The following is a 25621-nucleotide window of genomic DNA, read 5'->3' on the forward strand; positions in this document are numbered from 1 at the left end:
CGCTGAAGTAAGAACCGATGCCCTTAAACCGGCATCGGTTCTTACTTTGTATGGGTCAACATCAAAATCGACCCGAGGTGAGTACTCTGACCACCATCGAGGGCGTTACTAAACGGCACTTATCACACTCTCATTCTCTCGTTCTCTTGCAAGCGCTTTTCCAAACCTAAGCGGAGTCGCAAAACCGGCAGCAGTGCATCCGGCTCCGCCTACGGCGACCGACACACAGGCCCCATCGCGGAACAAAAGCCATTAGAACCCTCAGCGGTTCTTCGGCGCCCCCGCCATCCCCTCCAACAGCGCCTTATGAAACGCCTGCGGATCCTGCATCTGCGGCGCATGCCCGAGCTCCGGAAATTCGACGAGCTTCGCACCCTCGATGCGCTCCTTCGCCAGTTTCGCGAGATCGGGATACCGCCCGAGCATCGGACGAATTTCCGGCGGCGCGAAATCCTTGCCGATCGCGGTAGTGTCCTTGTCGCCGATCATCAGCAAGGTGGGCGTTCTCAGCTGCTCGAACTCATAGACCACCGGCTGCGTATAAATCATGTCGTAGAGCAGCGCCGAATTCCACGCGACGATATCCTTGCCCGGCCCGCGATACATGCCCGCGAGCATCTGCACCCACGGCTCGTAATCGGCGCGCCACTGCCCCGCGTAGTAGGTGTTCTGCTCGTAGCGGCGAATGCCGTCGGCGCTCGTTTTCAGCTCGCGCGCGTACCAGTCGTCGATCGAAATCGACGGCACGCCTTTCGCCTTCCAGTCTTCGAGCCCGATCGGATTGACGAGCACGAGCTGCTCCGTCTCGCGCGGATACATGAGCGCATAGCGCACCGCGAGCATGCCGCCCGTCGAGTGTCCGATGATCGTCGCGCGCGACACGCCGAGCGCGGCGAGCAACGCATGCGTATTGCGCGCCAGTTGCTGGAAGCTGTACTGATACCGCGCGGGCTTGGTCGACTTGCAAAAGCCGATCTGGTCCGGCGCGATCACCCGATAGCCCGCATCGCTCAATGTATCGATGGTCTGTTTCCAGGTCGCGCCGCAGAAATTCTTGCCGTGCAGCAGCACCGCAGTACGACCGTTCGGATGCGCCGGATGCACGTCCATGTAAGCCATGCGCACGACCTGACGCTGCGACGTGAGCGCGAAGCGCGCCACCGGATACGGGTAATCGAAGCCCTGCAATTCAGGGCCGTAGGCGGGGCCGTCATCGGTGGCCGGCCGGGCGGGCTCGTCGGCATATGCGTGAAACGCGCAGGACATTGCGAGAGACAACAACAGGGATCGAACGACGGACAGCTTGCTGCGCGCGGGATTCATATTCGAGTGTGCAGGTTGACTTCGGCCGACGCATTCTAGCGCGGCTCAAATTCGCGCGCGCCGCGCCATTCACGCGATTCGCCTGCTCCACGCATCGGCAGCGCTTATACTTTGCGGCCCCTGTCGCATCGTCTTCCGTTCAGACTTCAAACGCATGCAATTTCGCATCAAGGCATTCACCGCCGCGCTCATCGGCTTCACGTGCATCAGCGCGTGGGCGGGCGACTGCGCGCAATTCAGCCCGGGCGGCCGCGCGCCGGTCGTCGTCAATCCGAAGATGCGCGCGGCGACGCAGGAGATGTGCTACTCCGACTTCGCCCTGCTCCATTCGGGAGTCACGCACGGTCCGCTCTGGTCGGCGGAACATCTGACCGCTCGGAGTGTCGATCAGGCGAAGAACAACACGCGCACCAATCGCTTTTTCGTCGACAAGCGGCTGCCGCCCGGCGAAAGCGCGCAACTCGCCGACTACAAAAGAAGCGGCTACGACCGTGGCCACATGAGTCCCGCAGGCGACCGCGCGAGCAAGAAAGGCATGGCCGAATCGTTCTCGCTCGCGAACATCGTGCCGCAGGATCCGTCCAACAACCGGCGCATCTGGTCGCGTATCGAGGAAGCGGTGCGCCGGCTGACGGAAGAGTCGGGCGAGGCGTATGTCGTCACCGGGCCGCTGTTCTCGGGTCGCCAGTTGCAAACCATCGGTGACTCGCGCGTGCTGGTGCCCACGCAGTTGTATAAGGTGGTTTATCTGCCGGACCGCAAGATCGCGTTCGCGGTCGTGGTGGACAACACGCCGACGGACACCTACACGATGAAAACCGTGCGCGAGCTGGAAGCGATGAGCGGGATCACCTTTCCCGGCATACCGGATGAACTGAAGGACAAGCGAATCGGAGGATTGAGAGGTGTTTAAGCCATTTGCCAACGACACGGATGTGATGAACATCGCCGGCGACGCGCTCAACATCGCGAACGGCAAGACGCGGCTGTCGATCAGCGGCGACCTGACCATCGCCCGCGACCAGGTCGGACTCGCGAATGCGCTCGCGCTGAAACAAGCACTCGACGCAATCGTCGAAGCGCTGCAAGGCGATGCCGCGCTGCCCGCAAAACTGGCGGACGAGCCGCCCGCCCCCGCCGGCCACGCCGACAACCCGTTCATCTGAGCACCGGCGCGCCGCGCGGAGAATCGAAGTGATCGAATGCCATGTCGGCCCAAGCCCGCTCGGGAACATTCTGTATCGGGCCGAAGAGAACTGCCTGACGGGACTCTTCTTCGTCGGGCAGAAGCATTTCCCGGACGGAATCGCGGAGCGCGCGCTTTCGGACGAAACACCCGTGTCGCGCGTCATTGGCGAGGCGCGGGAACAGATCGCCGAGTACTTCGCCGGCGCGCGGCAGGATTTCTCCATTGCGCTGCGGCTGAATGGCACGACGTTTCAGCAGCAGGTCTGGAACGCACTACAGCAGATTCCCTTCGGTGACGCCTGGACCTACGGCGATCTCGCGCGCAGGCTCGGTTTGCCCGCGGGCGCCTCGCGCGCGGTGGGCGGCGCGAACGGCCGCAATCCCGTGGCGATCATCGTGCCGTGCCATCGCGTGATCGGTGTCGACGGCGACCTGACCGGCTACGCCGGCGGTGTCGAACGCAAGCGTCATCTGCTGACGCTGGAAGGCGGTCCGGGACGCGAGCAGCTAGCGCTCTTCTGAGCCGGCCCCTTTCGGTCCGGAACTACGGCACGAGCGTGACTTCCACGCGGCGATTCTCGGCGCGCCCCGAAGCCGTCGCGTTCGACGCGACCGGATTCGCCCGGCCGTAGCCCTTTGCCAAGAAGCGGTCCGCGCTCAGGCCGCGATCACGCAGATAATCGAGCACCGCCTGTGCCCGGCGCTCGGACAAGGCCAGGTTGTAGGCATCCGAACCCGACGAGTCGGTGAAACCTTCCACCGTCACGGCGGCGAATTTCGCTCCCTGCGATTCCGCGACGAGGCGCTCCAAAAGTGCCTTCGCATTAAGCGTCAACGCCGCGCTGTCGAAGTCGAAATTGGTCTTTCCGTCCAGCACGATCTTCCGTGGCGCGGGTGTGGGTGCGGGCGCGGGTGCAGGAACGGACGCCGGAACCGGCACGGGCGGCGGCGTCGCCGCGACCGGTGCGGGCTGCACGCAATCGAAGATCACTTCTCGCGCGTCGCCGCTCGTGTTGGTGCCCTCGAGCGTCTGGAGCACATGCACATTCCGGCTGCCGCACAGATTTTTCGCGGCCGCCATGCATGCGCTGCCGTTCTCGAATACGCCATGACATTCCGCGCGATACGCCTTCTGTCCAGTCGACGTCTGGATCTCCATGGCATTGAAGGTCGGCCCGGTCGTCGAAGAACAACCTGAAAGCAAGGCCAAGGTGACCGCGCAGACAGCAAGGAATTGGGTGCGCATGATGGAATGGAGCCGAATTGGGTTTGGAACGCCACCGATCTGAAGAATGAACTCACCGGCGCGCTATTTGCCGGGCGCGGGAAGATCGCCATCGGCCTGCTTTTGCAATTCCAGAACACGCAATTGAAGCGCGCGAAGTTGCGTTTGCGCGGCGGCCTGTTCGTTGCGCAATTCCCGGATCGCGTTCTGCTGCTCCAGCTGATAAGTGGTCACCTGAGTCTGCTGGGTCCGGGCGATATCGAGGTCCGCCTGCAAGCGGCTCGCACGATCCTGCTGGGCCGCGATCTGTTTGTCCGCATAGGCCCTTTCCGCTTCCAGCTTGATTCGACGTATTTCCGCGTCGCCCAGCGTGCCCGAGGTTTTGGAAAAATCCGCATAAACCGCCTCGGCGCGCCCGTCGTTCTGGGTCTTGAAAACACGCCAGAATTTACTTTGCTGAAATAGCGCCACGTAATAAATCATCTGCTCGGCATAATACGAAAGACTCGCTCCATAACTGCCGTTGTAAGTCTTGCGCAATTCCGAGATTTTCCCGGCGCTGATCAGCGTTTCCAGTTCTGCGACATCGCCATTGGTCGAAGATCCGGGCGAGTCGGAGATATTCGAGGCTGGATCGCGGGGCAAATCGCCCGCCGCAAAACACGGCGCAATCAGCAGACTCGGCAAGCCGGCCGCAATCAGCACGATTTTCGCAATTACGAGTCGTTTCATTGCGATTTTTCCGTTACGGCACACCATGCCGTTCGGAAAGCATTATGGCGCTGAGAAGCCGCTAATTCCAGATCGTCCGGATATGTTTAACCAGGCACGATTGAAGTAGGCGGATTCAGATCATCGATTGACGTTTGAGACGGTTATCCGGAAATTGATCGACGCTGCGCATCGGTTCGATCGATTTGAAAATGCGCGAGTCCGACGGCTCCGCCTGCATGTTCGAGAAAATCTCGCGGTCGGCCTGGAATACGAAAGGGGCGGCCGAAAGAATGCGCGCGTCGGGCAGCGGAGCGGCGGTGTGAACCGGGCCAGCAGCCACGGCGGAAAATGACAAAAAGCAGGCAACAAGCGCGGCGGCGCCCGGAATCGAGTGCGAACGGAACATGGCTGGACGAGAGGCAATGAAGGCGCGCGAGCGCCGGAAACGGAGTGGCCGGAAGAACACACGGCGTCCCTGTACATCACAGATCGACATTTCACCAGCCGACCCGTCCGTTGCCCATGAGAAGGTTCTCAAAGATTCCCGGTTCACCGACGGCATTCCGAAACGCCGGCAAAACCAACCGGGCGTGAAAAATGCGTGCCACCCGTGTTCCCCGACGCGGCGTTGACGTGGCCACGCGCGTCCGAAAGGCTCAGTGAGACGACTCGAAAAGCGCGCCATACGGCGCGCAGCACACGTGTCCGGGCATGGCGACGGACACATCCGACATGGCGGCGAGCCACGGCTTGCCAAGAGTCAGCCATAATTCGCGTTCGCAAAATGCCGGAACGCCAAGTAAAAACGAAAATGCCATGAATCAAGACGACAAGCATTCCACCGATCAAGTCGATCCAGCCGGTCAAACCGGGAAGCGCCCCGCCTCCGACGGCAACGTGACGACCGGCGTCGCGGGCCTCGACGAAATCCTGGGCGGGGGCCTCGTCGAAGGCGGCCTGTATCTGATCGAGGGCATGGCCGGCGCGGGCAAGACGATCCTGTCGTCGCAAATCGGCTTTCACCGCGTGGCGCAAGGCGACATGGTGCTGTACATCACGCTGATCGCCGAATCGCATACCAAGCTTCTGTCGCATCTGAAGGCGCTGTCGTTCTACAACGCCGACGCCATCTCCGATCGCATGCTGTTCGTCTCCGGCTATCACGAGCTGATGCGCGACGGCCTGTCCGGCTTTCTCGCGCTGATCGCCGCGACCATCAAGACGAGCCGGCCGCGCTTCATGGTGATCGACGGCTTTCGCAGCGCGCGCGAATTCAGCTCGACCGAGCTCGAGCTCTCGCAGTTCATCCACGAGCTGTCCGCGTTCGTCAGCGCCGCGCGCTGCACGACGCTGATTCTGGCTCCGCTGTCGGGCAACGAGCCGCATCCGGAACACACGCTGGTCGACGGGCTCATCGAACTGAACCGGTACAACACCGGCATGCGGCGCGCGCGCGAGATCGAGGTCCACAAGCTGCGCGCCCGCGATCACCTGCTCGGCAAACACTTCTTCAAGATCACCGAGCAAGGTCTCAAGACTTTTCCGCGCATGGAGGCGTCGCTCGCGGACGAACGCGGCACGCCCGATTTCAAGAGCCGGCTCGGCTTCGCGTTTTCCGAGTTCGATCAGATGCTCGGCGGCGGCGTGGTGCGCGGCTCGACGACCACGCTCGTCGGACCATCGGGAGTCGGCAAGACGCTGTTGTCGCTCAAATTCCTGCAGGCGGGCGTCGAAGCGGGCGAGCGCTGCGTCTATTTCGGCTTTTACGAATCGCCCGAGCGGCTCGTCGCGAAGGCGCAGTCAGTCGGCATCGAACTCGCGCCAGCGGTGCAGGACGGGCGGCTCTCGATCCACTGGCATCCCGCGGTCGAGCTGGCGATCGACGAGCTCGCCGCCGAGCTGATCGGCGCGGTGCAGCACGCGAACGCATCGCGGCTCGTGGTCGACGGCATCGACGGCTTTCTTCAGTCCGCCAATCGCGCCGAGCGCTTCGGGCTGTTTCTGAACGCGCTCACGCATCGTCTTCGCGATGCGGGCGTGACCACGCTGCTCACCGAGGAACTGCCGCTCTACGGCGATCCCACGCCGCCCGCGACGCTGCGCGCCTCCGCGATGACGGAGAACATCGTGCTCATGCGTTACATCGAGGCGAATTCCTCGCTGCATCGCATGGTGTCGGTCGTCAAGCAGCGCGAAGGCTCGCACGATGCGTCGATCCGCCGACTCACGATCGACTCGCGCGGCCTGCATATCAGCGAAGGCTTCATTGGCCCGACGGGTCTGTTGTCCGGACACCCGTCGATGGCGCCCGCGCTCTCCCTGTCGGACCCCGGCACGCGCGCATGAAAAAGATCCTCGTCGTCGACGACGAATTCGACATCCTGACCACGTGGCGGCTCGTGCTCGAAATGGAGGGCTACGAAGTCTCGACCGCGTCCAACGGACGCGCCGCGTTCGACGCCGCGCGCTCGAATCCGCCGGCGCTGGTCATCACGGACTGGATGATGCCGCACATGGACGGCGTCGAGCTGATCCGCGCGCTCGGCGCGAACGACGGGCTCGCCGACGTGCCCATCATTCTGATGAGCGCGGCGGCCAACGGGCCGTCGCTCGCGCATCCGCATGCGCAGTTTCTTCGCAAGCCGCTCTCTATCGACGATCTGCTCGACACCGTCAAAGGCCTGATCGGTCCGGCCTGAGAGACGCGGGCACGCGACGTGCTGCTGACCAGCGTTCCGGTGAAACCGGACTGACGATAAACCGCTCAACCCAAAGGGAGGCACCATGGTGCAGGATCAAGTGGAAGGCGCGGCGCAAAAGGTCGTGGGCAAGGTGCAGGATGCGGTCGGCGCGCTCACGGGCGACGAAAGCATACAGGCCGAAGGCAAGGTCCGGCAGGCGTACGGCAACTTGCAGCAGAGCTACGGACAGACCGTCGACAACGTGCGGCTGGCCGTCGCGAGTCAGCCGATTCAGGGCGTGCTGATCGCCGCGGCGGTGGGCTTCGTGCTCGGCGCGTTGTGGAATCGCGATCGCTGATTCGCTCCACGCCCGCTGCAGGCGGTGAGTCCGAGGCATGAAAGGCAAGGCCGGCGCGCAATGCGCCGGCCTTGTTTCGTATGCGGCGCCTCGCGCGTCAGGCCGACACGCGACGCAGTCCGCGCGCTTCCTGCGAGCATCCGACCGCAAGCGCCACAGCGGCGACGACGAGCACGGCATGCGATCCATCGGCTGTCAGCGCCAATGCGAGCCCGCACGCTCCCGCGCCGCTCATGACGCTCGCCACCGGCGCGCCAGCGCCGCCGCCGATCGCGAGGGCGAGATGCGCGCCGATCAACGAGATCAGCGCGAGCACCGGCAGCACGGCGAGCGCACCCGATTGCGCGCCGAAAACGTAGGCGAGCGCCGCGCACGCGCCCGCGCAGGCAAGATGAAACGACACGTGGTTCGGGTCCTCTCGAAGCACGCGCGGCGACGCCAGACGCCCCGCCGCCGCCAGCGCGCCGCCCGCGAGCAACAGCATGACGGATTGCGCGCCATGCGCCTGCGGCAACAAGCACGCGGCGACCGCGATCGTCGCGAGCAAGGCCTGCGTCGACGCCGGCGAATTCGACGCGGCGCGGCCCGACCGATACGACGCGAATCCCGCAAGTGCGACGAGCAGCAGCGCGATGCCGCCGGGCGCGAGCGCACGCATTCCGCCGCTCACGCCGCACGCGATGATGACGACCGCGCCGATTTCCCACAGCACGCGCGAGCGTATCGCGCCCGCGCGCAGCGATGCGCCCGCCGAAAGCGCCACGAACACGCACAACGCGCCGGCCAGAAGCTCGGACATGTGTCGCTCCTTCAGGCCGCCAGCACGTTCGACAGCGTGCCGATGCCTGCAATCGACACGTCCACGCGCGCGCCGTCCTTGATCGAGCCGACGCCGATCGAGGTGCCGCACGCGATCACGTCGCCCGGAACGAGCGTCATGTCGTGCGACAGCATGCTTACCTGTTCGGCCGGCGAGAAGATCATGTCGTCGAGCGGATAGTTCTGACGTTCGACGCCTTCCAGTGTCGTCACGACGTTCGCCTGGCGCCAGTCGAGCCCGGTCGCGATGCACGGCCCGAGACACGTGAACGTGTCGAAGCCCTTCGAGCGGCACCATTGCGCGAAGTTGGGATCTTCCTGCAGCAGTTCGATGGCGGTGACATCGTTCACGCAGGTGAAGCCGAAGATCGCCGCCTCGGCCTCTTCCACCGACGCGCCGCTCACCGTCTTGCCGATCACGATGCCAAGCTCGCCTTCGTATGCGATCTTGCCGTGATAGCTCTTCGGCCGGCGAATCGATTCGTTCGGCCCGATCACCGACATCGGCGGCTTGATGAGAAACAGCGGATGCTGCGGCGGTGCCTTGTCGAGCTTCTGCGACAGCGCGTAGTAGTTGTTCCAGAGCGCGATGACCTTGCTCGGCTCGCAGGGCGCGAGCAGCGTGAGATCGTCGACGGCCCAGGAGATGTCCGTCGGGCGCGGGTTGTCGAACATCGCGCCGTCGTGCTGCACGACGCGGCCCGAGTGCTGATCGAGCGTGCCGAAACCGATGCTGCCTTCGGCATCGCGAAAACGAATCCAGGTGGTCATATTTGTCTCCCTTATAAGGAGCGCGGGCTGCATTTCCGTGGAAATGGCCCGCGCTCTCGTCCCCTCCTCTACCTCAGATCAAACCCGCTCCGCGCGCCCACTTGTACTTCGCGCCGAGCACCGCGACGGGCAGTTCCGTCGAGTACGCGTACGCTGGCACGCCATGCTCGTAGAGATACTCGGCCGCTTCCTCGACCTGCACGTCGCCTGCGAGCGAAGCCACGATCGGCTTCTCGATGCCGAGCGCCTTCATTTCCTCCTTCACCTCGATCACGAGTTTCGCGAAGACCATCGGCGGCGTGATGATCGTGTGCCAGTAGCCGAGGATGATCGAATGGATGCGCTCGTCTTCCAGACCCAGGCGGATCGTGTTCTTGTACGTCGACGGCGGTTCGCCGCCCGTGATGTCGACCGGATTGCCCGCCGCGCCGAACGGCGGGATGAACTTGCGGAACGCGGCGTCGAGATCGTCGGGCATCGACATCAGCGAGAGGCCGTTGTCCACGCACGCATCCGAGAGCAGCACGCCCGAGCCGCCCGCGCCGGTGATGATCACCGTGTTCTCGCCCTTGGGCGTCGGCAACTTGGGAATGCCGCGCGCGAATTCCAGCAGATCGCGCAGCGAGCGGGCGCGAATCACGCCGCATTGCTCGAACACGTCTTCGTAGATCTTGTCGTTGCCCGCGAGCGCGCCCGTGTGCGAACTCGCCGCGCGCGCGCCGAGGCTCGTGCGTCCCGCCTTCAGCACCACGACCGGCTTCTTCTTCGACACGCGCTTCGCGGCCTCGGCGAACGAACGCCCGTCCTTCAGGTCCTCGCAGTGCTGCGCGATGATCTCGGTGTTGTCGTCCTGCTCGAAGAAGGTGAGCAGATCGTCTTCATCGATATCGCTCTTGTTGCCGAGTCCGACGATCGCGGAAACGCCCATCTTCGCCGAGCGCGAGAAGCCGATGATCGCCATGCCGATGCCGCCCGACTGCGACGACAGCGCGGCTTTCCCCTTCACGTCGTACGGCGTGCAGAAGGTCGCGCAGAGGTTCTTCGGCGTGTAGTAGAAGCCGTAGATGTTCGGGCCCATCATGCGGATGTCGTACTGGCGCGCGATCCTGACGATCTCTTCCTGACCTTCGTGATTGCCCGTCTCCGCGAAACCCGACGGGATCAGCACCGCGCCCGGAATCTTCTTCTCGCCCACTTCGACCAGCGCTTGCGCCACGAACTTCGCCGGAATCGCAAAGACCGCCACGTCGATCACGCCGGGCACGTCCTTCACGCTCTTGTACGCCTTGCGGCCCATGATCTCGTCGGCTTTCGGGTGGATCGGATAGATCGCGCCCTGGTAGCCGCCGTTGATGAGGTTCTTCATCACCGAGTTGCCGATCTTGCCGTCCTCGTTCGACGCCCCGATCACCGCGACCGCATCCGGCTTCATGATGCGGTTCATCTGCGTGACGATCTGCTCCTGCGTCGGGCGGTAACGCGGTTCGGCGGGCGCGAAATCCATCACGATGCGCACGTCCGCCGCGACCGCGCCGTTCGGGCTCGCGAAGACCGGATTCAGGTCCATCTCGGAGATTTGCGGGAAGTCGTCGACGAGACGCGACACGCGCTCGATCAGCGTGATGAGCGCCTCGCGATGCACCGGTTCCGCGCCGCGCACGCCGCGCAGCACTTCGGCGGCCTGAATGCCGTCGAGCATCGACGCGGCTTCGTCGCGCGTCACGGGAGCGAGACGGAAGGTCACGTCCTTCAGCACTTCGACCAGCACGCCGCCGAGCCCGAACGCGATCAGCTTGCCGAACGACGGGTCCGTCACCGCGCCGATGATCACTTCCTGACCCGCGCCGACCATCTGCTGAACCTGAACGCCGACGATGGTCGCCTTCGGGTCGTACTTCTTCGCATTGGAGATGATCGTGTCGAAACCAGCGCGCACGTCTGCTTCATTCTTCACGCCGACGAGCACGCCGCCCGCCTCGGTCTTGTGGAGGATTTCGGGCGAAACGATCTTCAGCACCACCGGAAAGCCAATGAACGACGCGAGTTTCGCGGCATCGTCCGCCGACTTCGCGACGCCTTCCTGCGGCACCGCGATGCCATATGCGTCGCAGACCAGCTTGCCTTCGGGCGCGGTCAGCGAGGTGCGGCCTTCGGCCCTCACGCGATCGAACACCTCCGCGACGCGGCGTTGCGCATCGGGCGCGTGCAGCGGCACCGGCGCCGCTTTCGTGGATGAATTGGCTGCGTCGCTGCGTTCCTGGACAACCGTGCTGTTCATGTCTTGTGTCTCCGATTTGGATTTATCTGGACGTGCCGGGTCCGCGCCGCCTTCTCGTGAAAGGCGGCGGGAGGCAAAGCGATTTGCGTGAAATGCGGCTAGATCGCGCCGAGGCTCTTCAGCGTGGCGATCTGGTCAGGCGTGTAGCCGAGTTCGGCCATGACCTCGTCGGTATGTTCGCCGAGCAGCGGCGAGCGCACGACTTCGGTCGGACTGTCGGACAGCTTGATCGGGTTGCCGACCGTGAGGTACTTGCCGCGCACCGGATGATCCACCTCGACCACGGTGCCGGTCTTGCGCAGCGACGGCTCTTCGGCGATCTCCTTCATCGAGAGGATCGGGCCGCACGGAATGTCGTGCTTGTTGAGGATTTCCATGGCCTGGAACTTGGTCTTCGACATGGTCCAGCGCTCGATTTCGTCGAAGATCTGCTTCAGGTGCGGCAGGCGCGCATTCGGCGTCTTGTAGTCCGGATGATCGATCCACTCCTCGCGGCCGATCACCTTGCAGATCTCGCCCCACACCGGCGCCTGCGTGATGAAGTAGATGTACGCGTTCGGATCGGTTTCCCAGCCCTTGCACTTCAGGATCCAGCCCGGCTGGCCGCCGCCCGAGGCGTTGCCCGCGCGCGGCACCGCTTCGCCGAAGCTGCCGTTCGGGTACTGCGGATATTCCTTCATGACGCCCGTGCGTTCCAGGCGCTGCTGATCGCGCAGCTTCACGCGGCAGAGATTGAGCACGCCGTCCTGCATCGCGGCGAGCACTTTCTGGCCGCGCCCGCTCGTGTTGCGCTGATACAGCGCCGTGACGATGCCGAGCGCCAGATGCAGGCCCGTGCCCGAATCGCCGATCTGCGCGCCGGTGACCGTCGGCGGGCCGTCCTCGAAGCCGGTGGTCGAGGCCGCGCCGCCCGCGCACTGCGCCACGTTCTCGTAGACCTTGCAATCCTCGTACGGTCCCGGCCCGAAGCCCTTCACGGACGCGACGATCATGCGCGGATTCAACTCCTGGATGCGCTCCCACGTGAAGCCCATCCGATCCAGCGCGCCCGGTGCGAAGTTCTCGACGAGCACGTCGCATTTCTTGACGAGCGACTCGAGCACTTTCTTGCCTTCCGGATTCTTCGTGTCGATCGTGATGGAGCGCTTGTTGTGGTTCAGCATCGTGAAGTAGAGGCTGTCGGCATCGGGAATATCGCGCAACTGCTCGCGCGTGATGTCGCCCGCGCCGGCGCGCTCCACCTTGATGACGTCCGCGCCGAACCACGCGAGCAACTGCGTGCAGGTCGGTCCCGATTGAACGTGCGTGAAATCCAGGATGCGCACGCCGTCCAGCGCCTTGCCAGAATTGTTTACCGTCATGGCTTGTCTCCCAAACTTTCGATTGCGTTTATAGGTTCACATTTATTCGTACATCGTCTGCGCCTTCGTCTCCGGCGCGCAGACGGTCGGATCGAGTCGCGGTTTCGTCTCGCTGGTGTGATATACAATATTCCACACACAGTATTAGTCAACTGTATCCCGATCGGCGAAAACCCTGTGACGCACTGCGAAAATCGCCGTCATGCCCGTCCAGTCTGCTTCCCGGCGGGTGTCATATTGCATTGCATCAATCACTGTGTCCCTCGTTCCTCTACCCCAATCCTTCCGATCATCTCTCCGACTCGGCGATGAAAAATTTTTGATCGCCGTGAAATCTGATATACAGTATTTCAGCGCGCCGCCAATGACGCGTTTTTTCATGGCCGCGCCAGTTCCCATCAGAGGATTCAGGAGACGCAATGAACATCCACGAATATCAGGCGAAGACGCTGCTACGAAAGTACGGCGTCGCGGTTCCAGAGGGCCGTGTCGCCTTTTCGGCGCAGGAAGCCGCTGACGCGGCGAGCGCGCTGGGCGGCCCGGTCTGGGTCGTCAAATCGCAGATTCACGCGGGCGGCCGCGGCGCCGGCCGCTTTTCCAATGATCCCGACGGCAAAGGCGGCGTACGGGTCGTGAAGTCGGTGGACGAGGTGCGCGAGAACGCGCAGAAGATGCTCTCGTCGGTGCTCGTGACGAAGCAGACCGGGCCGGCCGGAAAGGAAGTGAAGCGTCTTTATATCGAGGAAGGCTGCGATATTGCGCGCGAGCTGTATCTCGGCATGCTGGTCGATCGCGCCACGTCGCGCATCACGATCATGGCGTCGACCGAAGGCGGCATGGAAATCGAGGAAGTCGCGCATCGCACGCCGGAGAAGATTCTGAAGGTCGCGATCGATCCGGCGACCGGGCTTCAGCCGTTCCACACGCGGCAGATCGCGTTCGGGATTGGGCTCACGGGCAAGCAGGTCGGTGCGGCATCGAAGTTCATCACGGCGCTGTATCAGGCGTTCGTCGATCTCGATGCGTCCATCGTCGAGGTTAATCCGCTCGTCGTGACCGGCTCGGGCGATGTCATCGCGCTCGACGCCAAGCTCAATTTCGACGACAACGCGCTGTATCGCCATCCGGATATCGAAAAGCTGCGCGACGAAGACGAGGAAGATCCCGCTGAAATCGAAGCAGCGAAGCATGGCCTCAATTACGTGAAGCTCGACGGCAGCATCGGCTGCATGGTGAACGGCGCCGGCCTCGCGATGGCCACCATGGACATCATCAAGCTCTACGGCGGCGAGCCGGCCAACTTTCTCGACGTGGGCGGCGGCGCGACCCAGGAGCGCGTCGCGACCGCGTTCAAGCTGATCCTGCGCGATCCGAAAGTGCGCGGGATTCTGGTCAACATCTTCGGCGGCATCATGCGTTGCGACGTGATCGCGCAGGGCGTCGTCGCGGCCGCGCGCGAAGTCGATCTGCGCGTGCCGCTTGTCGTGCGCCTCGCGGGCACCAATGTCGACGCGGGCCGCGAAATTCTGCGCGCGTCCGGCCTCGCCATCATTCCCGCCGAAAATCTCGCCGATGCCGCCGACAAGATCGTCACCGCCGTTGCCGCAGGAGAGTCCAAATGAGCGTTCTCATCAACAAGAATACGAAAGTGATCTGCCAGGGCTTCACCGGCGCGCAGGGCACCTTCCACTCCGAGCAGGCGATCGCGTACGGCACGCGGATGGTCGGCGGCGTGACGCCCGGCAAAGGCGGCACGACGCATCTGGACCTGCCCGTGTTCGACACCGTCGCTGACGCGGTCGAGAAAACCGGCGCCGATGCGTCCGTGATCTACGTCCCGCCACCCTTCGCCGCCGACGCGATTCTCGAAGCCATCGACGCCGACGTGCCATTTATCGTCTGCATCACGGAGGGCATTCCGGTGCTCGACATGCTGCGCGTGAAGCGCGCGCTCGCCGGCTCGAACAGCCGGCTCGTCGGGCCGAACTGCCCGGGCGTCATCACACCGGGGCAGTGCAAGATCGGCATCATGCCGGGGCATATCCATCAGCCGGGGAAGATCGGCGTGGTGTCGCGCTCGGGCACGCTCACTTACGAAGCCGTCGCGCAAACCACCGCCGCCGGGCTCGGGCAGACGACGTGCATCGGCATCGGCGGCGACCCGGTGAACGGGACCAATTTCATCGACTGTCTGTCGCTGTTCCTGGAGGATGACGCGACCGAAGGCATCATCATGATCGGGGAGATCGGCGGATCGGCGGAGGAGGAAGCGGCGCAGTTCCTCAAGGACTCGCAGACCAGCAAGCCCGTGGTCGGCTTCATCGCCGGCACGAGCGCGCCGCCGGGACGCCGCATGGGTCACGCGGGCGCAATCATCTCGGGCGGCTCGGGCACCGCGAGCGCCAAGATCGATGCCATGAAATCGGCCGGCATTCATGTCGCCGATTCTCCCGCCGCGCTTGGGGAAACCATGCTGCGTGCGATGCGCTGAGCACTGGCGAGGGTACGGCGCGCCACCGTGCCGCACCCATTTTTTACATTATCATTACGATGGCGGCTTATACTTTCAGGTTGATTTCAATCTCATCCGACGGAGTCGTCATGAACCGCCTGTTCTACGCTTCAGTCGCCGCGCTGCTGCTTTCGATGACGATCGAACAAGCGCTGGCGTTATCCGTTCTGTAACCGAAACGCAAAAAGCCGCATGGCAAACGCCATGCGGCTTTTTCTTTCCCAGCTCAATCCATTTTCAGTCCAGAAAGTCGCAGTTCGCCTCGACGAACGCCGCCAGATCGAGCGAATGCTGCTTCACGAGCCGCTCGACCAGCTCCGTGTCGCGCTGCTCCAGCGCCTCGATGATGCGCATGTGATCCGCGATCGAGCGCGATGCCCGGTCGCTCTGCGAGATCGTCATCTTCCGGATGGCGCGCACGTGCACGAAGATGTTCTTGATCGTCTCGAAGATGATCTCCGACTTCGACAGCCGCACGATGGCCGAATGGAACGTGATGTTCGCATCCGAATATTCGTCGATGTGGTCGGCGGGCGTCGTGTCGCGGAAGTTGTCGAACATGTGGCGCAACTGGGCGATTTCTTCGTCCGTCGCGCGCTGGGTGGCGAGGCGCGCAGCCATGCTCTCCAGCGCCGCCCACATGTGGATCATCTCGACGATCTCACGCTTGGTCTTGCGCAGGATATAGACGCCCCGCCGCGGCACCGTGCGCAGAAAGCCTTCCTGCTCAAGCAGCGTCATGGCCTCGCGGATCGGCGTGCGCGAGACGCCCAGCGCCTCGGTCAGCTCTTTCTCGTCGAGACGGATCTCTTCCCGCGAACGGTATATATCGGCGTCGGCAATTGCCTGCCGCAGCTTCGCGTACGCCTGATCACGCAGCGACACCGTGGCGTTGATCGGTTCCAGCGAAAGCGTGAGTCCCGAGGCGCGCGCTTCAGGACGGACTTCCGGGCTGTCTACGGATTGAGTATCAGATGGCATTGATGGCTTGATTTCCCAAATGCGGACGGCTAGCGACAACACGCTTGCCCGAACCGCCGTTCTGGTCGTCCGCCGCGAGACCGGCGAAGCGACCGTGATCCTGTGCGCGCTGCAGCATGCTCTGCGGCACCGCCGACGCAATCATAAACGTAACGCTTACACCCACGGCAACCAGCGCGAATCCGACAACAACCAACAGGGCGATGCTCATTTCAGGCTCCGGTTAAATCACTCAAGAGCCCTCAGTATATGCTGCATCGCAACAGCGCGCAACATATTTTGCATCTTGTATATCAGAAACAACGCCGGTGCCTTTTTCTGGAGTTTAGGCGGCTTTTTGCGACTGCGGGAGCGGCAAAGCCTTCGCCGTCCCCTGGTTTACCCCTTCGCGCAGCTTGATCAATGCGAGCACCGCATCGAGCATCGGCGTATCGACGTGCACGAGGCGGCCGATTTCCTGCACGACGGTCATGAGCGGATCGATTTCCATCGGACGTCCGGCTTCGCAGTCCATCAGCATCGAGGTCTTGTGAGCACCGACCGCGCCCGCGCCGTTGATGCGCCGCTCGACGTCGACCCGGAAGTTCACGCCGATCTTGTCGCCGATCGCCTTCGCCTCCAGCATCATCGCCTTCGAGAGCGCGCGCGTTCCGGGGTCGCTCGTGAGGACGTCGAGCGTCGCGCCGGTCAGTGCGCTGATCGGGTTGAAGCACAGGTTGCCCCAAAGCTTGAGCCAGATCTCGTCGCGGATGTTGTCGCGCATCGGCGCTTCCATGTCGGCCTTCGCCATCATGTCGTGGAAGGCCTGCAGACGCGGCGTGATCTCGCCGCTCGGCTCGCCGATCGGGAATTTCTTGCCGTAGTGATGCTCGATGACGCCAGGCTCCGCGATCTCTGCAGCCGGCAGCAGCACGCAGCCGATTGCGCGTTCCGGCCCGAACACGTCCCACTGCCGGCCGCCCGGATCGACGCTCTGCAGCTTGGTGCCTTCCAGCTCGTTGCCGTGCTTGTAGAAGTACCAGTAAGGCAGGCCGTTCACGGCGGTGATGATCGACGTTTCGGGACCGAGCAGCGGCGGAATGAGATCGACCACGCCGGGAATCGAATGCGCCTTCAGCGCGATGATGACGAAGTCCTGCGGACCGAGCTCGGCGGGATTGTTTGTGCAGCGCACCTTGACGGTGTGCTCCTCGCCATCGATCCGCAGCTTCACGCCGTTCGCCTGCATGGCCGCGAGATGCGGCCCGCGCGCGACGAAGCTGACATCCGCACCGGCGCGCGCCAGTTGCGCTCCCATATAGCCGCCGATCGCGCCGGCGCCGTACACGCAGATTTTCATGGTCGTCTCCTGAGGGTTGTAGCCTTATATCTTTCTGATATACAAGATACTACATTCCGAGTGCAATGAGGACAAGGCGAATCGTGCGATTGCGTACGAGCGAAAACCCGCATGCGCAGGGCGCGCAGCGGGTCCGCGAGAGGAATTTGGGGATGAGGCCGTCAAGCCTCGATGGCTTGACCGGAACCGAGAGTATGCGATGAGTATGCGGCGAAGTGTGACCAGACCTGCGCCGCGCTCGCGCGCAGCGCGCGGTTCTTGCGCCGCACGAGCATGATGGTGCGCGGCGTGTTCGGCACGAGCGGGATGAAGCGCGCCTGCGCGCTGTCGCAGGCGGCGCGGGCGTGCATCGGCAAGATGCCGACGCCGAGGCCCGCTTCGGCCATGCGCGCGACCGCCGCCGGTTGCGCGAGGCGTTGACGCACCGCGCCGGTGACGCCGTGCAGGGCGAGCGCCGCTTCGATGGCGCTCAGACTGCCGGTATCGTCTTCGAGCAGGAGCAGTGGAGTGCCGCGCAGTTGCTGCCAGTCGATGCGCGCCGCCCCGCCCAGCCGATGCGACGCGCCGACGACGGCCGCGAGGCCATCGGCGAAAAGAAGTTCGGCGGCCAGTTCGTCCAGATGTTCGGGCGCGATCACCACGCCCAATTCCGCCTCACCGGATCGCACGAGTTGCAGCACCGCGCTCTGCGGCCGGTCCAGCACGACGACGGTCGTGTCCGGCAGGCGCTCGCGGCATGAGGCGAGCATCGCGGGCAGGACGCTCGCCGTCAGCCCGCAACTGCTTGCGAGATGCACGACGCCCGACTCGCCGCCCTCCTGCGGTCGCGGCCTGAGCGTCGCCTCCAGTTCCTCGACAAGCGGCGCGATGCGCGCCAGCAGCTTGCGCCCGGTCTCGGTCAGCGCGACCTGGCGCGTGGTGCGATCGAAGAGCCGCAGCGAGATTTCGTCTTCCAGTTCCCGGATGCTGCGGCTGACCGCCGATTGCGTGATGCCGAATTCATCGCCCGCGCGCGTGAAGCTGCGCTGCCGCGCGAGCGTGACGAACAGCCTCAATTGATGCAGCGATACGCTGAGCGACGGAGGCTGTTCGCGCGCCATGCCCCGATCGCCTTATTGAACCGTGTTGCGCGATGCGTCCCAGCCCGACTGGAACGACGCGTTGACCGACTCGGCGCTCGTCGTTGCGGCGTGGGTGTTCTCGATCCAGCGCTTGCGCATCGGTGCGAGGATGAACTTCGCGCACAGGCCCGCCGCGATCGACGTCACAGCCGTCGCGATGAACACCGCGTTCCACGAACCGAACGACGCCAGCACCGAGGCGAGCGGCACGAGCATGGAGGCTGTGCCCTTCGCCGTGTACAGCGTGCCCGCGTTGGCGGCGGCGTACTTGCTGCCGAAGGTGTCCGCGCACGTCGCCGGGAAGATCGAGAAGATCTCTCCCCAGCAGAGGAAGGTCATGGCCGCAAACAGCATGAAGAGATACGGGTTGTGGCCGAACTCCATCAGCCCGAGCAGCGCCACGCCTTCGCCCAGGAAGATGATGAACATCGTGTTTTCGCGGCCGATCTTGTCGGAGATAAAGCCGCACAGCGGACGCGTGAAGCCGTTGCACAGATTGTCGATGGACAGCGTCATCGCGAGCAGCGGCAGTGTGACGCCCAGGATGTTCACCGGCATCTTCGCGAAGCCGTATTCCTTGGCGATCGGCCCGAACTGCGCGGTGGCGATCACGCCGCCCGCCGCGACGAACACGAACATCAGATAGAGCACCCAGAAGAGCGGCGAGCGCACCATCTGTCCGGTCGTGTAGTCGATTTTCGTCGCCACGATGCGCTTGGCCGGCACGATGCCCTTCGGCGGATTCGGACGCACCAGGAAGAGCGCCAGCAGGAAGATGCACACGCCCTGGAAGATGCCGAAGAACATGAACGCGTGCTCGTAGCCCGAGCTCTGGATCATGTTGGAGATCGGAATCACCGTGACGGCCGCGCCGGCGCCGAAGCCCGCCGCCGTCAGACCGGCAGCGAGACCGCGCTTGTCCGGGAACCACTTGAGCGCCGTGCCAACGCACGTGCCGTACACGCAGCCCGCGCCGATACCGGCGATCACAGCCGCGATGTAAAGATGCATGAGGCTGGTGGCGTGCGCGTCGATAACCCAGCCGATCGCCGCGCAGATGGAACCGCCGATGACCACCGGGCGTGGCCCGAATTTATCGACGAGCCAGCCCTCGACGGGCACGAGCCACGTTTCCGTGACGATGAAGATGGTGAAAGCCGTTTGAATCGCCGCTTGTCCCCAATGATGTTTCGCATCCATTGGAACGACGAATAGAGTCCACGCGTACTGCAGGTTGGCGACGAGTCCCATGCATAGGATGCCCACCGCCAGCTGGATCCATCTGTTGTGATGACGCCCGTGCGATTGCCCGGACACAACCGTGTCTGCGCTTGCCATGTCTGTCTCCGTTATGTCTTCTCAGCGCTCGTACGGCGCTTGATGTGCTGCGAGAACACCGACGCGTTGCGTCGGCGGCGAGCGGTCGGTCAGGGGAAGTGCTCGGTCCAGGCGGCGTGGGCTTGTGGCCGCTTGGCGCGCATTTCGCGCGTCTTGAAGAGAGCGATCGGTTCGCACATCTGGCGGGCGTCCGAGTCAAGCGATCGAATCATTTAAAGCGATTCCCAATTAGGTCCGGACGTTCGGTGCAGCCCTTGCAGGCTTCTTGTACTGCGTTTTTTCGCTTGCAACGCCTGGCGGCAGCCGGTGCATGCGTGGGGTTTAGCATGGCCGTTCGTGCTGTCCGCATCTGTCCGCCTTACAACTTTGCGGGACGTGAAAGCATCGTGGAGGAGAAAAACGATTAAGGAAAGTAAGAAAAAATTATTGTATAAATTAGGTATCGTTAATGGATGAGGATCGCCGTGCTCCGCAACGCCACTCTGCGTCAATTGAAGATCTTCGAAACCGTCGCGCGCCGGCTGAGTTTTTCTCGCGCCGCCGAGGAGCTGTACCTCACTCAGCCCGCCGTCTCGACGCAGGTCAAACAGCTGGAGGAGCATGCCGGCTTGCCGCTCTTTGAGCAATTAGGGAAAAAAATCTACCTCACGCCGGCCGGCAATGAAATGCTCCATTACAGCCGGTCGATCCTCGAGCAGTTCCGCGAAGCCGACGATGCCATGGCCCGGCTCAAGGGTATTTCCGGAGGCACACTGAATGTCGCGGTGATCAGCGCGGGCGATTACTTCTTCCCCCGGCTCCTTGCAGCGTTCACGCACCGTAATACCGATGTAAGACTGAATCTCGCCGTCCATAACCGCGAGGAATTGCTGCATCAGCTCACCGACAATCTCACCGATCTCGCCGTCATGGTGCGCCCGCCGCGCGACATGGACACCGTCAACATCTCGTTCGCGCCCCATCCGTATGTGATCGTCGCGCCGCCGGATCATCCGCTCGTCGGACGAAAGGACGTTCCGCTGGAAGCATTGGCCGATGAGCCGTTCATCGTCCGCGAGCGCGGCTCGGACACGTGGAATTCGATGGAGGAAGGCTTCGCGGGCCGCTTATCGAACCTGAACGTCGCGATGGAAATCACGAGCACGGAAACGATCAAGCAGGCGGTGATCGCGGGCATGGGTCTGACTTTTCTGTCCGCGCACACGATCAGCATGGAACTGCAGGTCGGCAAGCTGGCGGTGCTCGACATCGAAGGCTTTCCCGTGATGCTCAACTGGTTCGTAGTGCACCGGAACAACAAGCGCCTGCCGCCGGTGGCGCTTGCGTTCAAGCAGTTTCTCGTCGAGGAAGGCGCGGCGCAGATCGAGGCGATTACCCAGATCGTCGCGAAAACGGGGAAGCCAACACATAACGAATTATGAATATATAATCAAAAAAGGTTTAACTATCGTATATGGATCGAGTTTCCTATCCTGCATTCAAGCCCCACGGCCCTTCAGGAGACGATCATGATCCATGCAATGCACGGCGAAGACCGCGAAGTTCAGGCGCAGGTCTGCGCATTCAATACCGCTTTCGAAGAACTCGACCTGATGTTCCGCTGGGATGCGCATACCTATCGCGCGCTCGCCTCGGCGGACAGCGACTACGGCAGGATCGCACAGTACATCGAGACGCAATGTCCGCATCTGCTGACGGCGTACAGCGCGGAGTTTTTGTGCCAGGCCATCGTGGAACGCAAGAATTCGACGATCGAGGCGTGCCGGCAGAACACCGTTCAGTACGAGGACAGCGCCCAGCGCGCGCGGCTCTGGCGGGCGCGCAACGAGGAAACCGCGCGCATCTGAGAATTTCCCGCATCTCGACATAGAAAAAGGGCGATCCGGAGATTCCGGACCGCCCTTCCCTGGTTTCGTGCTGGCCGCGGCGAACCGCGGCGGCCGTGACGCTCAGGGCACCAGCGACACCCACACGGCCTTCGGCTCCGTGAAATTCTCGATGGCGACATCGCCATGCTCGCGGCCGAAGCCCGAATCGCCCGAACCGCCCCACGGCAGACGTACGTCCGTATAGCCGTAAGTATTCACCCAGACCGTGCCCGCCTTCAGTTCCGCCGCCATGCGATGCACGCGGCCGATGTCCGCGCTCCACACGCCCGCGGCGAGGCTATAGGCCGTGCCGTTGGCGATTCGCAGCGCGTCGGCTTCATCGTCGAAGGGAATCACGCTCGCGACCGGGCCGAAGATTTCTTCCTGCGATATGCGCATTTCGTGCGCGACGTGCGCGAACACCGTCGGCTCGACGAAATAGCCGCGCTCGCCCAGACGCTTGCCGCCCGTCACGACCGATGCGCCCTCGCCCTTGCCGATGTCCACGTAGTCCAGCACGCTCTTCATCTGCTTGGCGGAGATGAGCGGTCCCATATTGGTTTCGCGCTTCGAGGGATCGCCCAGCTTGATGGTGCGGGCGCGTTCGGCGAGGCGCTCGACGACTTCGTCGTAGACCGCACGCTGCACCAGCACGCGCGAGCCAGCCGAGCACACCTGTCCGGCGTTGAAGAAGATGCCGGACGCCGCGGCGCGCACGGCGCTGTCGAGGTTCGCGTCCGCGAAGATCACGTTCGCGGATTTGCCGCCCAGTTCCAGCGTGACGCGCTTGAAGTTGCCCGCCGCGCCCTGCAGAATGCCGCGCCCGACCGACGGCGAGCCCGTGAACGTCACCTTGTCGACTCCCGGATGCGCGACGAGCGAATCGCCGACGACCGAGCCCTTGCCCGTCACGATATTGAGCACGCCCGGCGGCACGCCCGCCTCGAGCGCGAGCCGTCCGACCATCAGCGCGGAAAGCGGCGTGATTTCGGCCGGCTTGACGATCAGCGTGCAGCCGCAGGCGAGCGCCGGCGCGATTTTCCACATGCCGATCATCAGCGGAAAATTCCACGGGACGATGGCCGCGACGACGCCGACCGGCTCGCGCACGGTGTAGGTCAGCGCATCGGGCCGCGCGGGCACGACCTGGCCGTTGATCTTGTCGCACCAGCCGGCGTAGTAGGTAAGGGTGTCGATGGCGGCGGGCACGTCCTGACGCTGGACGCCCGAAATCGGCTTGCCGGCGTCGAGGCTTTCCAGCGCCGCGAGTTCGTCCTGATTTTCGCGCAGCAGATCGGCGAGCTTCATCAGGATGCGGCCGCGCTCGGCGGCCCGGATCGCGTTCCACGGCTTCAGCGCGGCGCGCGCCGCCTGCACCGCGCGGTCGACATCGGCGGACGTGCCCTGAGCCACGCGGGCGATCGGGTCTTCGGTGGCGGGATCGAGGTTCGTCGAATACTCGCCGCCGCCCGGTGGCACGAACTCGCCGTTGATCAGCAATTCGTAGCGCTTCAGCTCCGCTGTGTTTTCCATGTCTCGCTCCATTTGCTTTTCAGAACCACTTCATGGTGCGGGAGAAAAACGATCCATGAAAGCAAAACATTTTTATTGTTTTTATAGGACGTGATGTATGGACAGATATAGCGCAGGCGTGACAGCGCCTGGTTGTACTCGTGCGTGCTCTTGTCGTCGGTATGGCCTTCGACGATCACGGACTTCTTGCTGCGGTTCAGCAGCCCGACCGCGCGATTGATGGCCGGACCGGAGTCGGCGCGCAACACCGAAGCGCGGTACGTCGAGCTCGTTATGTTGCGCCCGGAGCGCGAATCGCAGGCGCACCACCGAGCGGCCATCCTCGCGCGCGTAGCTGCCTGCCCCGGTGAGAGACAGCGGGCAAATATCGACCGGCTGCGTGGCGCGGAACACGCAGAATGACCCATTCTGCAATCGAAACTTCGACCAGAAGGCAGCAGCGACGAATGCTCGACGAGGGCGAACCCATCGCCTTATCACACGGGACCGGCGCCGTGTCCCCGCAGAACGGCCGGATTCTCGGCACAGCGGTGAATTGAGAATTCCGTGCGTCGCGCGCCGTCACGGGCGGACGATAACGTGATTTGCGACTGCCCGATGCGCAGATTGCTACCTACGTCGAATTCTGATTGCGGTCGGGGCTGGGATTTCAAGGAAGGCGCCAGCGGCATCGAGCGAGTGCTCGTGGCCGGACAGGACTTTCCTTCGCATTTTTAACCACTCTGTTTCAGCTCGCACGCGCATCCATCTCAAATTTCTCTGATTTGTCCGATAGGCCACGATCTGCCGCGTCCCTACCATCTTGAAATTCGCACTAGCGGCTGGGAGGTAAGGGTGGCTTCAGTCATCTCGCGCTCGAAAAACGATCTGTACATAGTCATGCGGCGCGGCGCGCTGCGCACTATCGTCAGCACCGCGTGCTCGGCGGTCGTGCTCGCGTTAGCGATCGGTGTTGCACTGGGGCACAACAGTGTTCCGGCGCCGCGTGTCCACCACGAGCCCGCGAAGTCTGCCCCCCCCACCCCCTACAACGAAGGTGAGCTCGCGCGACTGCAGGCCGTGAACGCTTCGCTGGATGCGCGCATTAATCGGCTCGCCGCGCAGCTCGACGCCCTCAGCACGTTCGATCAGAGGCTGCGCGCACCATCGTCACGCGCTACCGCCACCCGCACGGCCGCAGCGCGACGCGCGTCCTCCAGCGATGCCGAGGGCGGCCCCGAACTGCCGCCGCGGCGTTGCGAAACCACCGGGACGCCTTCGAATCCGCAAGTCACTCGCGCCGAACTCGACTGCGTCTCGACAACGCTGTCCGCGCTCGAACAGGGCGCGGCACAGCACGAGGCGGCGTGGAACGCTTTTCCAGGACGCCGCCCGCTTGCGCTCGGGCGCACGGGTTCACCGTTTGGCAACCGAGCCGATCCGTTCACGGGCCACCTTAGTTTCCATCCAGGCGTGGACCTGGTCGCCCCAACGGGCACACCTATTCTCGCGGCCGCGGCCGGCCGCGTGATCCACGCCGGGCCGATGCCCGGCTATGGCAACACCGTCGACATCGATCACAACAACGGCTTTATCACGCGGTACGCTCACGCTTCGAAGATCGAGGTGCGCGTCGGGCAGACAGTGCAACCCGGCGAGCCGATCGCAAAGGTCGGTTCAACCGGTCGCTCTACGGGACCGCACCTGCACTTCGAGGTACGCGTGGATAACCGGGCAGTCAATCCGGCCCACTATCTCGCGCTATTCGCGAGCGCATCCAACGCATGAGTCCGAGGCCACAAAGCTAGGACGATGACGAGGTGGCGCTCACGCGGACGAAGCGGCATCGAAGCGCGCAAGCGACGCGCCTGTTTTCGATTCGAATCATTCATTTGCTGCAATTCCAATACGGTCAGACGCGCCTCTGACTTAGCCGGCGCCATGTCTACCGGCGTTTCCATCGTAACGATAGCTCCGTCCTCTCGACCTTATGCGCCGGCACGCTCGACGTGCCCGGTGTTGCCGCTATCAGCGATAGGGTTGGCGTCGTTACGAAGTAGCCAAACGTGCCGGTGCACAACTGGAGCAGCGCTCGTCGCGGCGAGCGATCGGCACAGCGTGAAACGCGCGACTGCAGGAACCGAAATCGAGTTGTGACTCTTCACCGTGAACTAGGCTGAAGGCCAAGCCACCGAGCGACCATCGCGATTCCGGCCCAGACAGGTCCACGGG

The 25621-nt window shown here is 63.4% G+C and carries 28 protein-coding genes; 12 read left to right on the plus strand and 16 right to left on the minus strand.

The window, feature by feature from the left end:
- Window positions 1-261: 261 nt before the first annotated feature.
- Window positions 262-1266: an alpha/beta fold hydrolase gene (locus tag AWB79_RS24475; protein ID WP_232470997.1), complete on the minus strand. Its 1005-nt coding sequence runs from the start codon at window positions 1264-1266 to the stop codon at window positions 262-264.
- Window positions 1267-1477: 211 nt separating this feature from the next.
- Between AWB79_RS24475 and AWB79_RS24480 the strand changes: the two genes are divergently transcribed.
- From AWB79_RS24480 to AWB79_RS24490, 3 genes are read left to right on the plus strand one after another with little or no spacing between them, the layout of a single operon-like run.
- Window positions 1478-2236: a DNA/RNA non-specific endonuclease gene (locus AWB79_RS24480; protein ID WP_061170016.1), complete on the plus strand. Its 759-nt coding sequence runs from the start codon at window positions 1478-1480 to the stop codon at window positions 2234-2236.
- On the plus strand, window positions 2229-2489 hold the full coding sequence (locus AWB79_RS24485) for a hypothetical protein (RefSeq protein ID WP_061170017.1): 261 nt from the start codon (window positions 2229-2231) through the stop codon (window positions 2487-2489). The genes AWB79_RS24480 and AWB79_RS24485 overlap by 8 nt, the downstream gene beginning before the upstream one ends.
- 28 nt (window positions 2490-2517) lie before the next feature.
- The gene (locus tag AWB79_RS24490; protein ID WP_061170018.1) at window positions 2518-3033 is read left to right on the plus strand and encodes a methylated-DNA--[protein]-cysteine S-methyltransferase; all 516 of its coding nucleotides are present in this window, start codon (window positions 2518-2520) and stop codon (window positions 3031-3033) included.
- 22 nt (window positions 3034-3055) lie between these two features.
- On the opposite strand, the gene AWB79_RS24495 is transcribed toward AWB79_RS24490, so the two are convergent.
- A complete protein-coding gene (locus AWB79_RS24495) occupies window positions 3056-3670 on the minus strand; it encodes an OmpA family protein (RefSeq protein WP_061170019.1) in 615 nt (204 codons plus the stop codon).
- Between AWB79_RS24495 and AWB79_RS40845 the strand changes: the two genes are divergently transcribed.
- Window positions 3669-3800, plus strand: coding sequence for a hypothetical protein (locus AWB79_RS40845; protein WP_269768002.1), 132 nt, complete (start codon window positions 3669-3671; stop codon window positions 3798-3800). The two genes, AWB79_RS24495 and AWB79_RS40845, sit on opposite strands and share 2 nt — an antisense overlap.
- Before the next feature lie 20 nt (window positions 3801-3820).
- Here the strand turns inward: AWB79_RS40845 and AWB79_RS24500 are convergent, their stop codons facing one another.
- Both AWB79_RS24500 and AWB79_RS39655 read right to left on the minus strand, forming a co-directional pair.
- Window positions 3821-4468, minus strand: coding sequence for a DUF2968 domain-containing protein (locus tag AWB79_RS24500; protein ID WP_061170020.1), 648 nt, complete (start codon window positions 4466-4468; stop codon window positions 3821-3823).
- A gap of 115 nt (window positions 4469-4583) precedes the next feature.
- Complete coding sequence (locus tag AWB79_RS39655) at window positions 4584-5012, minus strand: hypothetical protein (RefSeq protein WP_157695836.1); 429 nt, start codon at window positions 5010-5012, stop codon at window positions 4584-4586.
- Window positions 5013-5266: 254 nt separating this feature from the next.
- On the opposite strand from AWB79_RS39655, the gene AWB79_RS24510 reads away from it, so the two are divergent.
- The 3 genes from AWB79_RS24510 to AWB79_RS24520 all read left to right on the plus strand — a co-directional run bounded on the left by AWB79_RS24510 (window position 5267) and on the right by AWB79_RS24520 (window position 7489).
- Complete coding sequence (locus AWB79_RS24510) at window positions 5267-6796, plus strand: ATPase domain-containing protein (RefSeq protein WP_061170022.1); 1530 nt, start codon at window positions 5267-5269, stop codon at window positions 6794-6796.
- Complete coding sequence (locus AWB79_RS24515; protein WP_061170023.1) at window positions 6793-7149, plus strand: response regulator; 357 nt, start codon at window positions 6793-6795, stop codon at window positions 7147-7149. Before AWB79_RS24510 ends, AWB79_RS24515 begins: the two co-directional genes overlap by 4 nt.
- A gap of 85 nt (window positions 7150-7234) precedes the next feature.
- Complete coding sequence (locus AWB79_RS24520; protein ID WP_061170024.1) at window positions 7235-7489, plus strand: CsbD family protein; 255 nt, start codon at window positions 7235-7237, stop codon at window positions 7487-7489.
- A gap of 97 nt (window positions 7490-7586) precedes the next feature.
- Here the strand turns inward: AWB79_RS24520 and AWB79_RS24525 are convergent, their stop codons facing one another.
- The 5 genes from AWB79_RS24525 to AWB79_RS24545 form a co-directional block, all read right to left on the minus strand.
- Entirely contained in the window at window positions 7587-8288 is a 702-nt protein-coding gene (locus AWB79_RS24525; protein WP_061170025.1) for a hypothetical protein, read from the minus strand.
- An 11-nt stretch (window positions 8289-8299) separates the two neighbouring features.
- Window positions 8300-9079 carry a fumarylacetoacetate hydrolase family protein gene (locus AWB79_RS24530; protein WP_061170026.1) on the minus strand — a complete coding sequence of 260 codons (780 nt, stop codon included), beginning with the start codon at window positions 9077-9079 and terminating at the stop codon, window positions 8300-8302.
- A gap of 73 nt (window positions 9080-9152) precedes the next feature.
- On the minus strand, window positions 9153-11357 hold the full coding sequence (locus AWB79_RS24535) for an acetate--CoA ligase family protein (protein ID WP_232470992.1): 2205 nt from the start codon (window positions 11355-11357) through the stop codon (window positions 9153-9155).
- A 98-nt stretch (window positions 11358-11455) separates the two neighbouring features.
- The gene (frc, locus tag AWB79_RS24540; RefSeq protein WP_061170027.1) at window positions 11456-12718 is read right to left on the minus strand and encodes a formyl-CoA transferase; all 1263 of its coding nucleotides are present in this window, start codon (window positions 12716-12718) and stop codon (window positions 11456-11458) included.
- A gap of 144 nt (window positions 12719-12862) precedes the next feature.
- Complete coding sequence (locus AWB79_RS24545) at window positions 12863-13099, minus strand: hypothetical protein (protein ID WP_157695837.1); 237 nt, start codon at window positions 13097-13099, stop codon at window positions 12863-12865.
- A 38-nt stretch (window positions 13100-13137) separates the two neighbouring features.
- Here AWB79_RS24545 and sucC point away from each other — a divergent pair, with 38 nt between their 5' ends.
- Together sucC and sucD are read left to right on the plus strand one after the other, a co-directional pair.
- Entirely contained in the window at window positions 13138-14340 is a 1203-nt protein-coding gene (gene sucC / locus AWB79_RS24550; protein WP_061170029.1) for an ADP-forming succinate--CoA ligase subunit beta, read from the plus strand.
- Window positions 14337-15209 (plus strand): succinate--CoA ligase subunit alpha, encoded by an 873-nt coding sequence (sucD, locus tag AWB79_RS24555; RefSeq protein ID WP_061170030.1) that lies wholly within the window; start codon window positions 14337-14339, stop codon window positions 15207-15209. Before sucC ends, sucD begins: the two co-directional genes overlap by 4 nt.
- A 258-nt stretch (window positions 15210-15467) precedes the next feature.
- Here the strand turns inward: sucD and AWB79_RS24560 are convergent, their stop codons facing one another.
- The 5 genes from AWB79_RS24560 to oxlT all read right to left on the minus strand — a co-directional run bounded on the left by AWB79_RS24560 (window position 15468) and on the right by oxlT (window position 20009).
- Window positions 15468-16211, minus strand: a complete 744-nt coding sequence (locus tag AWB79_RS24560) for a GntR family transcriptional regulator (protein WP_061170031.1) — start codon at window positions 16209-16211, stop codon at window positions 15468-15470.
- Window positions 16201-16422, minus strand: a complete 222-nt coding sequence (locus tag AWB79_RS39660; protein WP_061170032.1) for a hypothetical protein — start codon at window positions 16420-16422, stop codon at window positions 16201-16203. The genes AWB79_RS24560 and AWB79_RS39660 overlap by 11 nt, the downstream gene beginning before the upstream one ends.
- A gap of 114 nt (window positions 16423-16536) precedes the next feature.
- Window positions 16537-17550 carry a 2-dehydropantoate 2-reductase gene (locus tag AWB79_RS24570; protein ID WP_061170033.1) on the minus strand — a complete coding sequence of 338 codons (1014 nt, stop codon included), beginning with the start codon at window positions 17548-17550 and terminating at the stop codon, window positions 16537-16539.
- Window positions 17551-17711: 161 nt separating this feature from the next.
- Window positions 17712-18650 (minus strand): LysR family transcriptional regulator, encoded by a 939-nt coding sequence (locus tag AWB79_RS24575; protein ID WP_061170034.1) that lies wholly within the window; start codon window positions 18648-18650, stop codon window positions 17712-17714.
- A gap of 12 nt (window positions 18651-18662) precedes the next feature.
- Window positions 18663-20009 (minus strand): oxalate/formate MFS antiporter, encoded by a 1347-nt coding sequence (gene oxlT / locus AWB79_RS24580; RefSeq protein WP_061170035.1) that lies wholly within the window; start codon window positions 20007-20009, stop codon window positions 18663-18665.
- A 464-nt stretch (window positions 20010-20473) separates the two neighbouring features.
- Here oxlT and AWB79_RS24585 point away from each other — a divergent pair, with 464 nt between their 5' ends.
- Both AWB79_RS24585 and AWB79_RS24590 read left to right on the plus strand, forming a co-directional pair.
- Window positions 20474-21430, plus strand: a complete 957-nt coding sequence (locus AWB79_RS24585) for a LysR family transcriptional regulator (RefSeq protein WP_232470993.1) — start codon at window positions 20474-20476, stop codon at window positions 21428-21430.
- 87 nt (window positions 21431-21517) lie between these two features.
- Window positions 21518-21856 (plus strand): hypothetical protein, encoded by a 339-nt coding sequence (locus AWB79_RS24590; RefSeq protein WP_061170037.1) that lies wholly within the window; start codon window positions 21518-21520, stop codon window positions 21854-21856.
- A gap of 102 nt (window positions 21857-21958) precedes the next feature.
- Here AWB79_RS24590 and AWB79_RS24595 read toward each other — a convergent pair whose 3' ends face one another.
- Complete coding sequence (locus AWB79_RS24595) at window positions 21959-23410, minus strand: aldehyde dehydrogenase family protein (RefSeq protein ID WP_061170038.1); 1452 nt, start codon at window positions 23408-23410, stop codon at window positions 21959-21961.
- Window positions 23389-23730, minus strand: a complete 342-nt coding sequence (locus AWB79_RS38940) for an OmpA family protein (protein WP_061170039.1) — start codon at window positions 23728-23730, stop codon at window positions 23389-23391. The genes AWB79_RS24595 and AWB79_RS38940 overlap by 22 nt, the downstream gene beginning before the upstream one ends.
- A 514-nt stretch (window positions 23731-24244) precedes the next feature.
- On the opposite strand from AWB79_RS38940, the gene AWB79_RS24605 reads away from it, so the two are divergent.
- The gene (locus AWB79_RS24605) at window positions 24245-25177 is read left to right on the plus strand and encodes a M23 family metallopeptidase (RefSeq protein ID WP_061170040.1); all 933 of its coding nucleotides are present in this window, start codon (window positions 24245-24247) and stop codon (window positions 25175-25177) included.
- The last annotated feature ends 444 nt before the right edge of the window (window positions 25178-25621 follow it).

The sequence above is a fragment of the Caballeronia hypogeia genome (assembly GCF_001544875.2).
GTDB classification, from domain to species: domain Bacteria; phylum Pseudomonadota; class Gammaproteobacteria; order Burkholderiales; family Burkholderiaceae; genus Caballeronia; species Caballeronia hypogeia.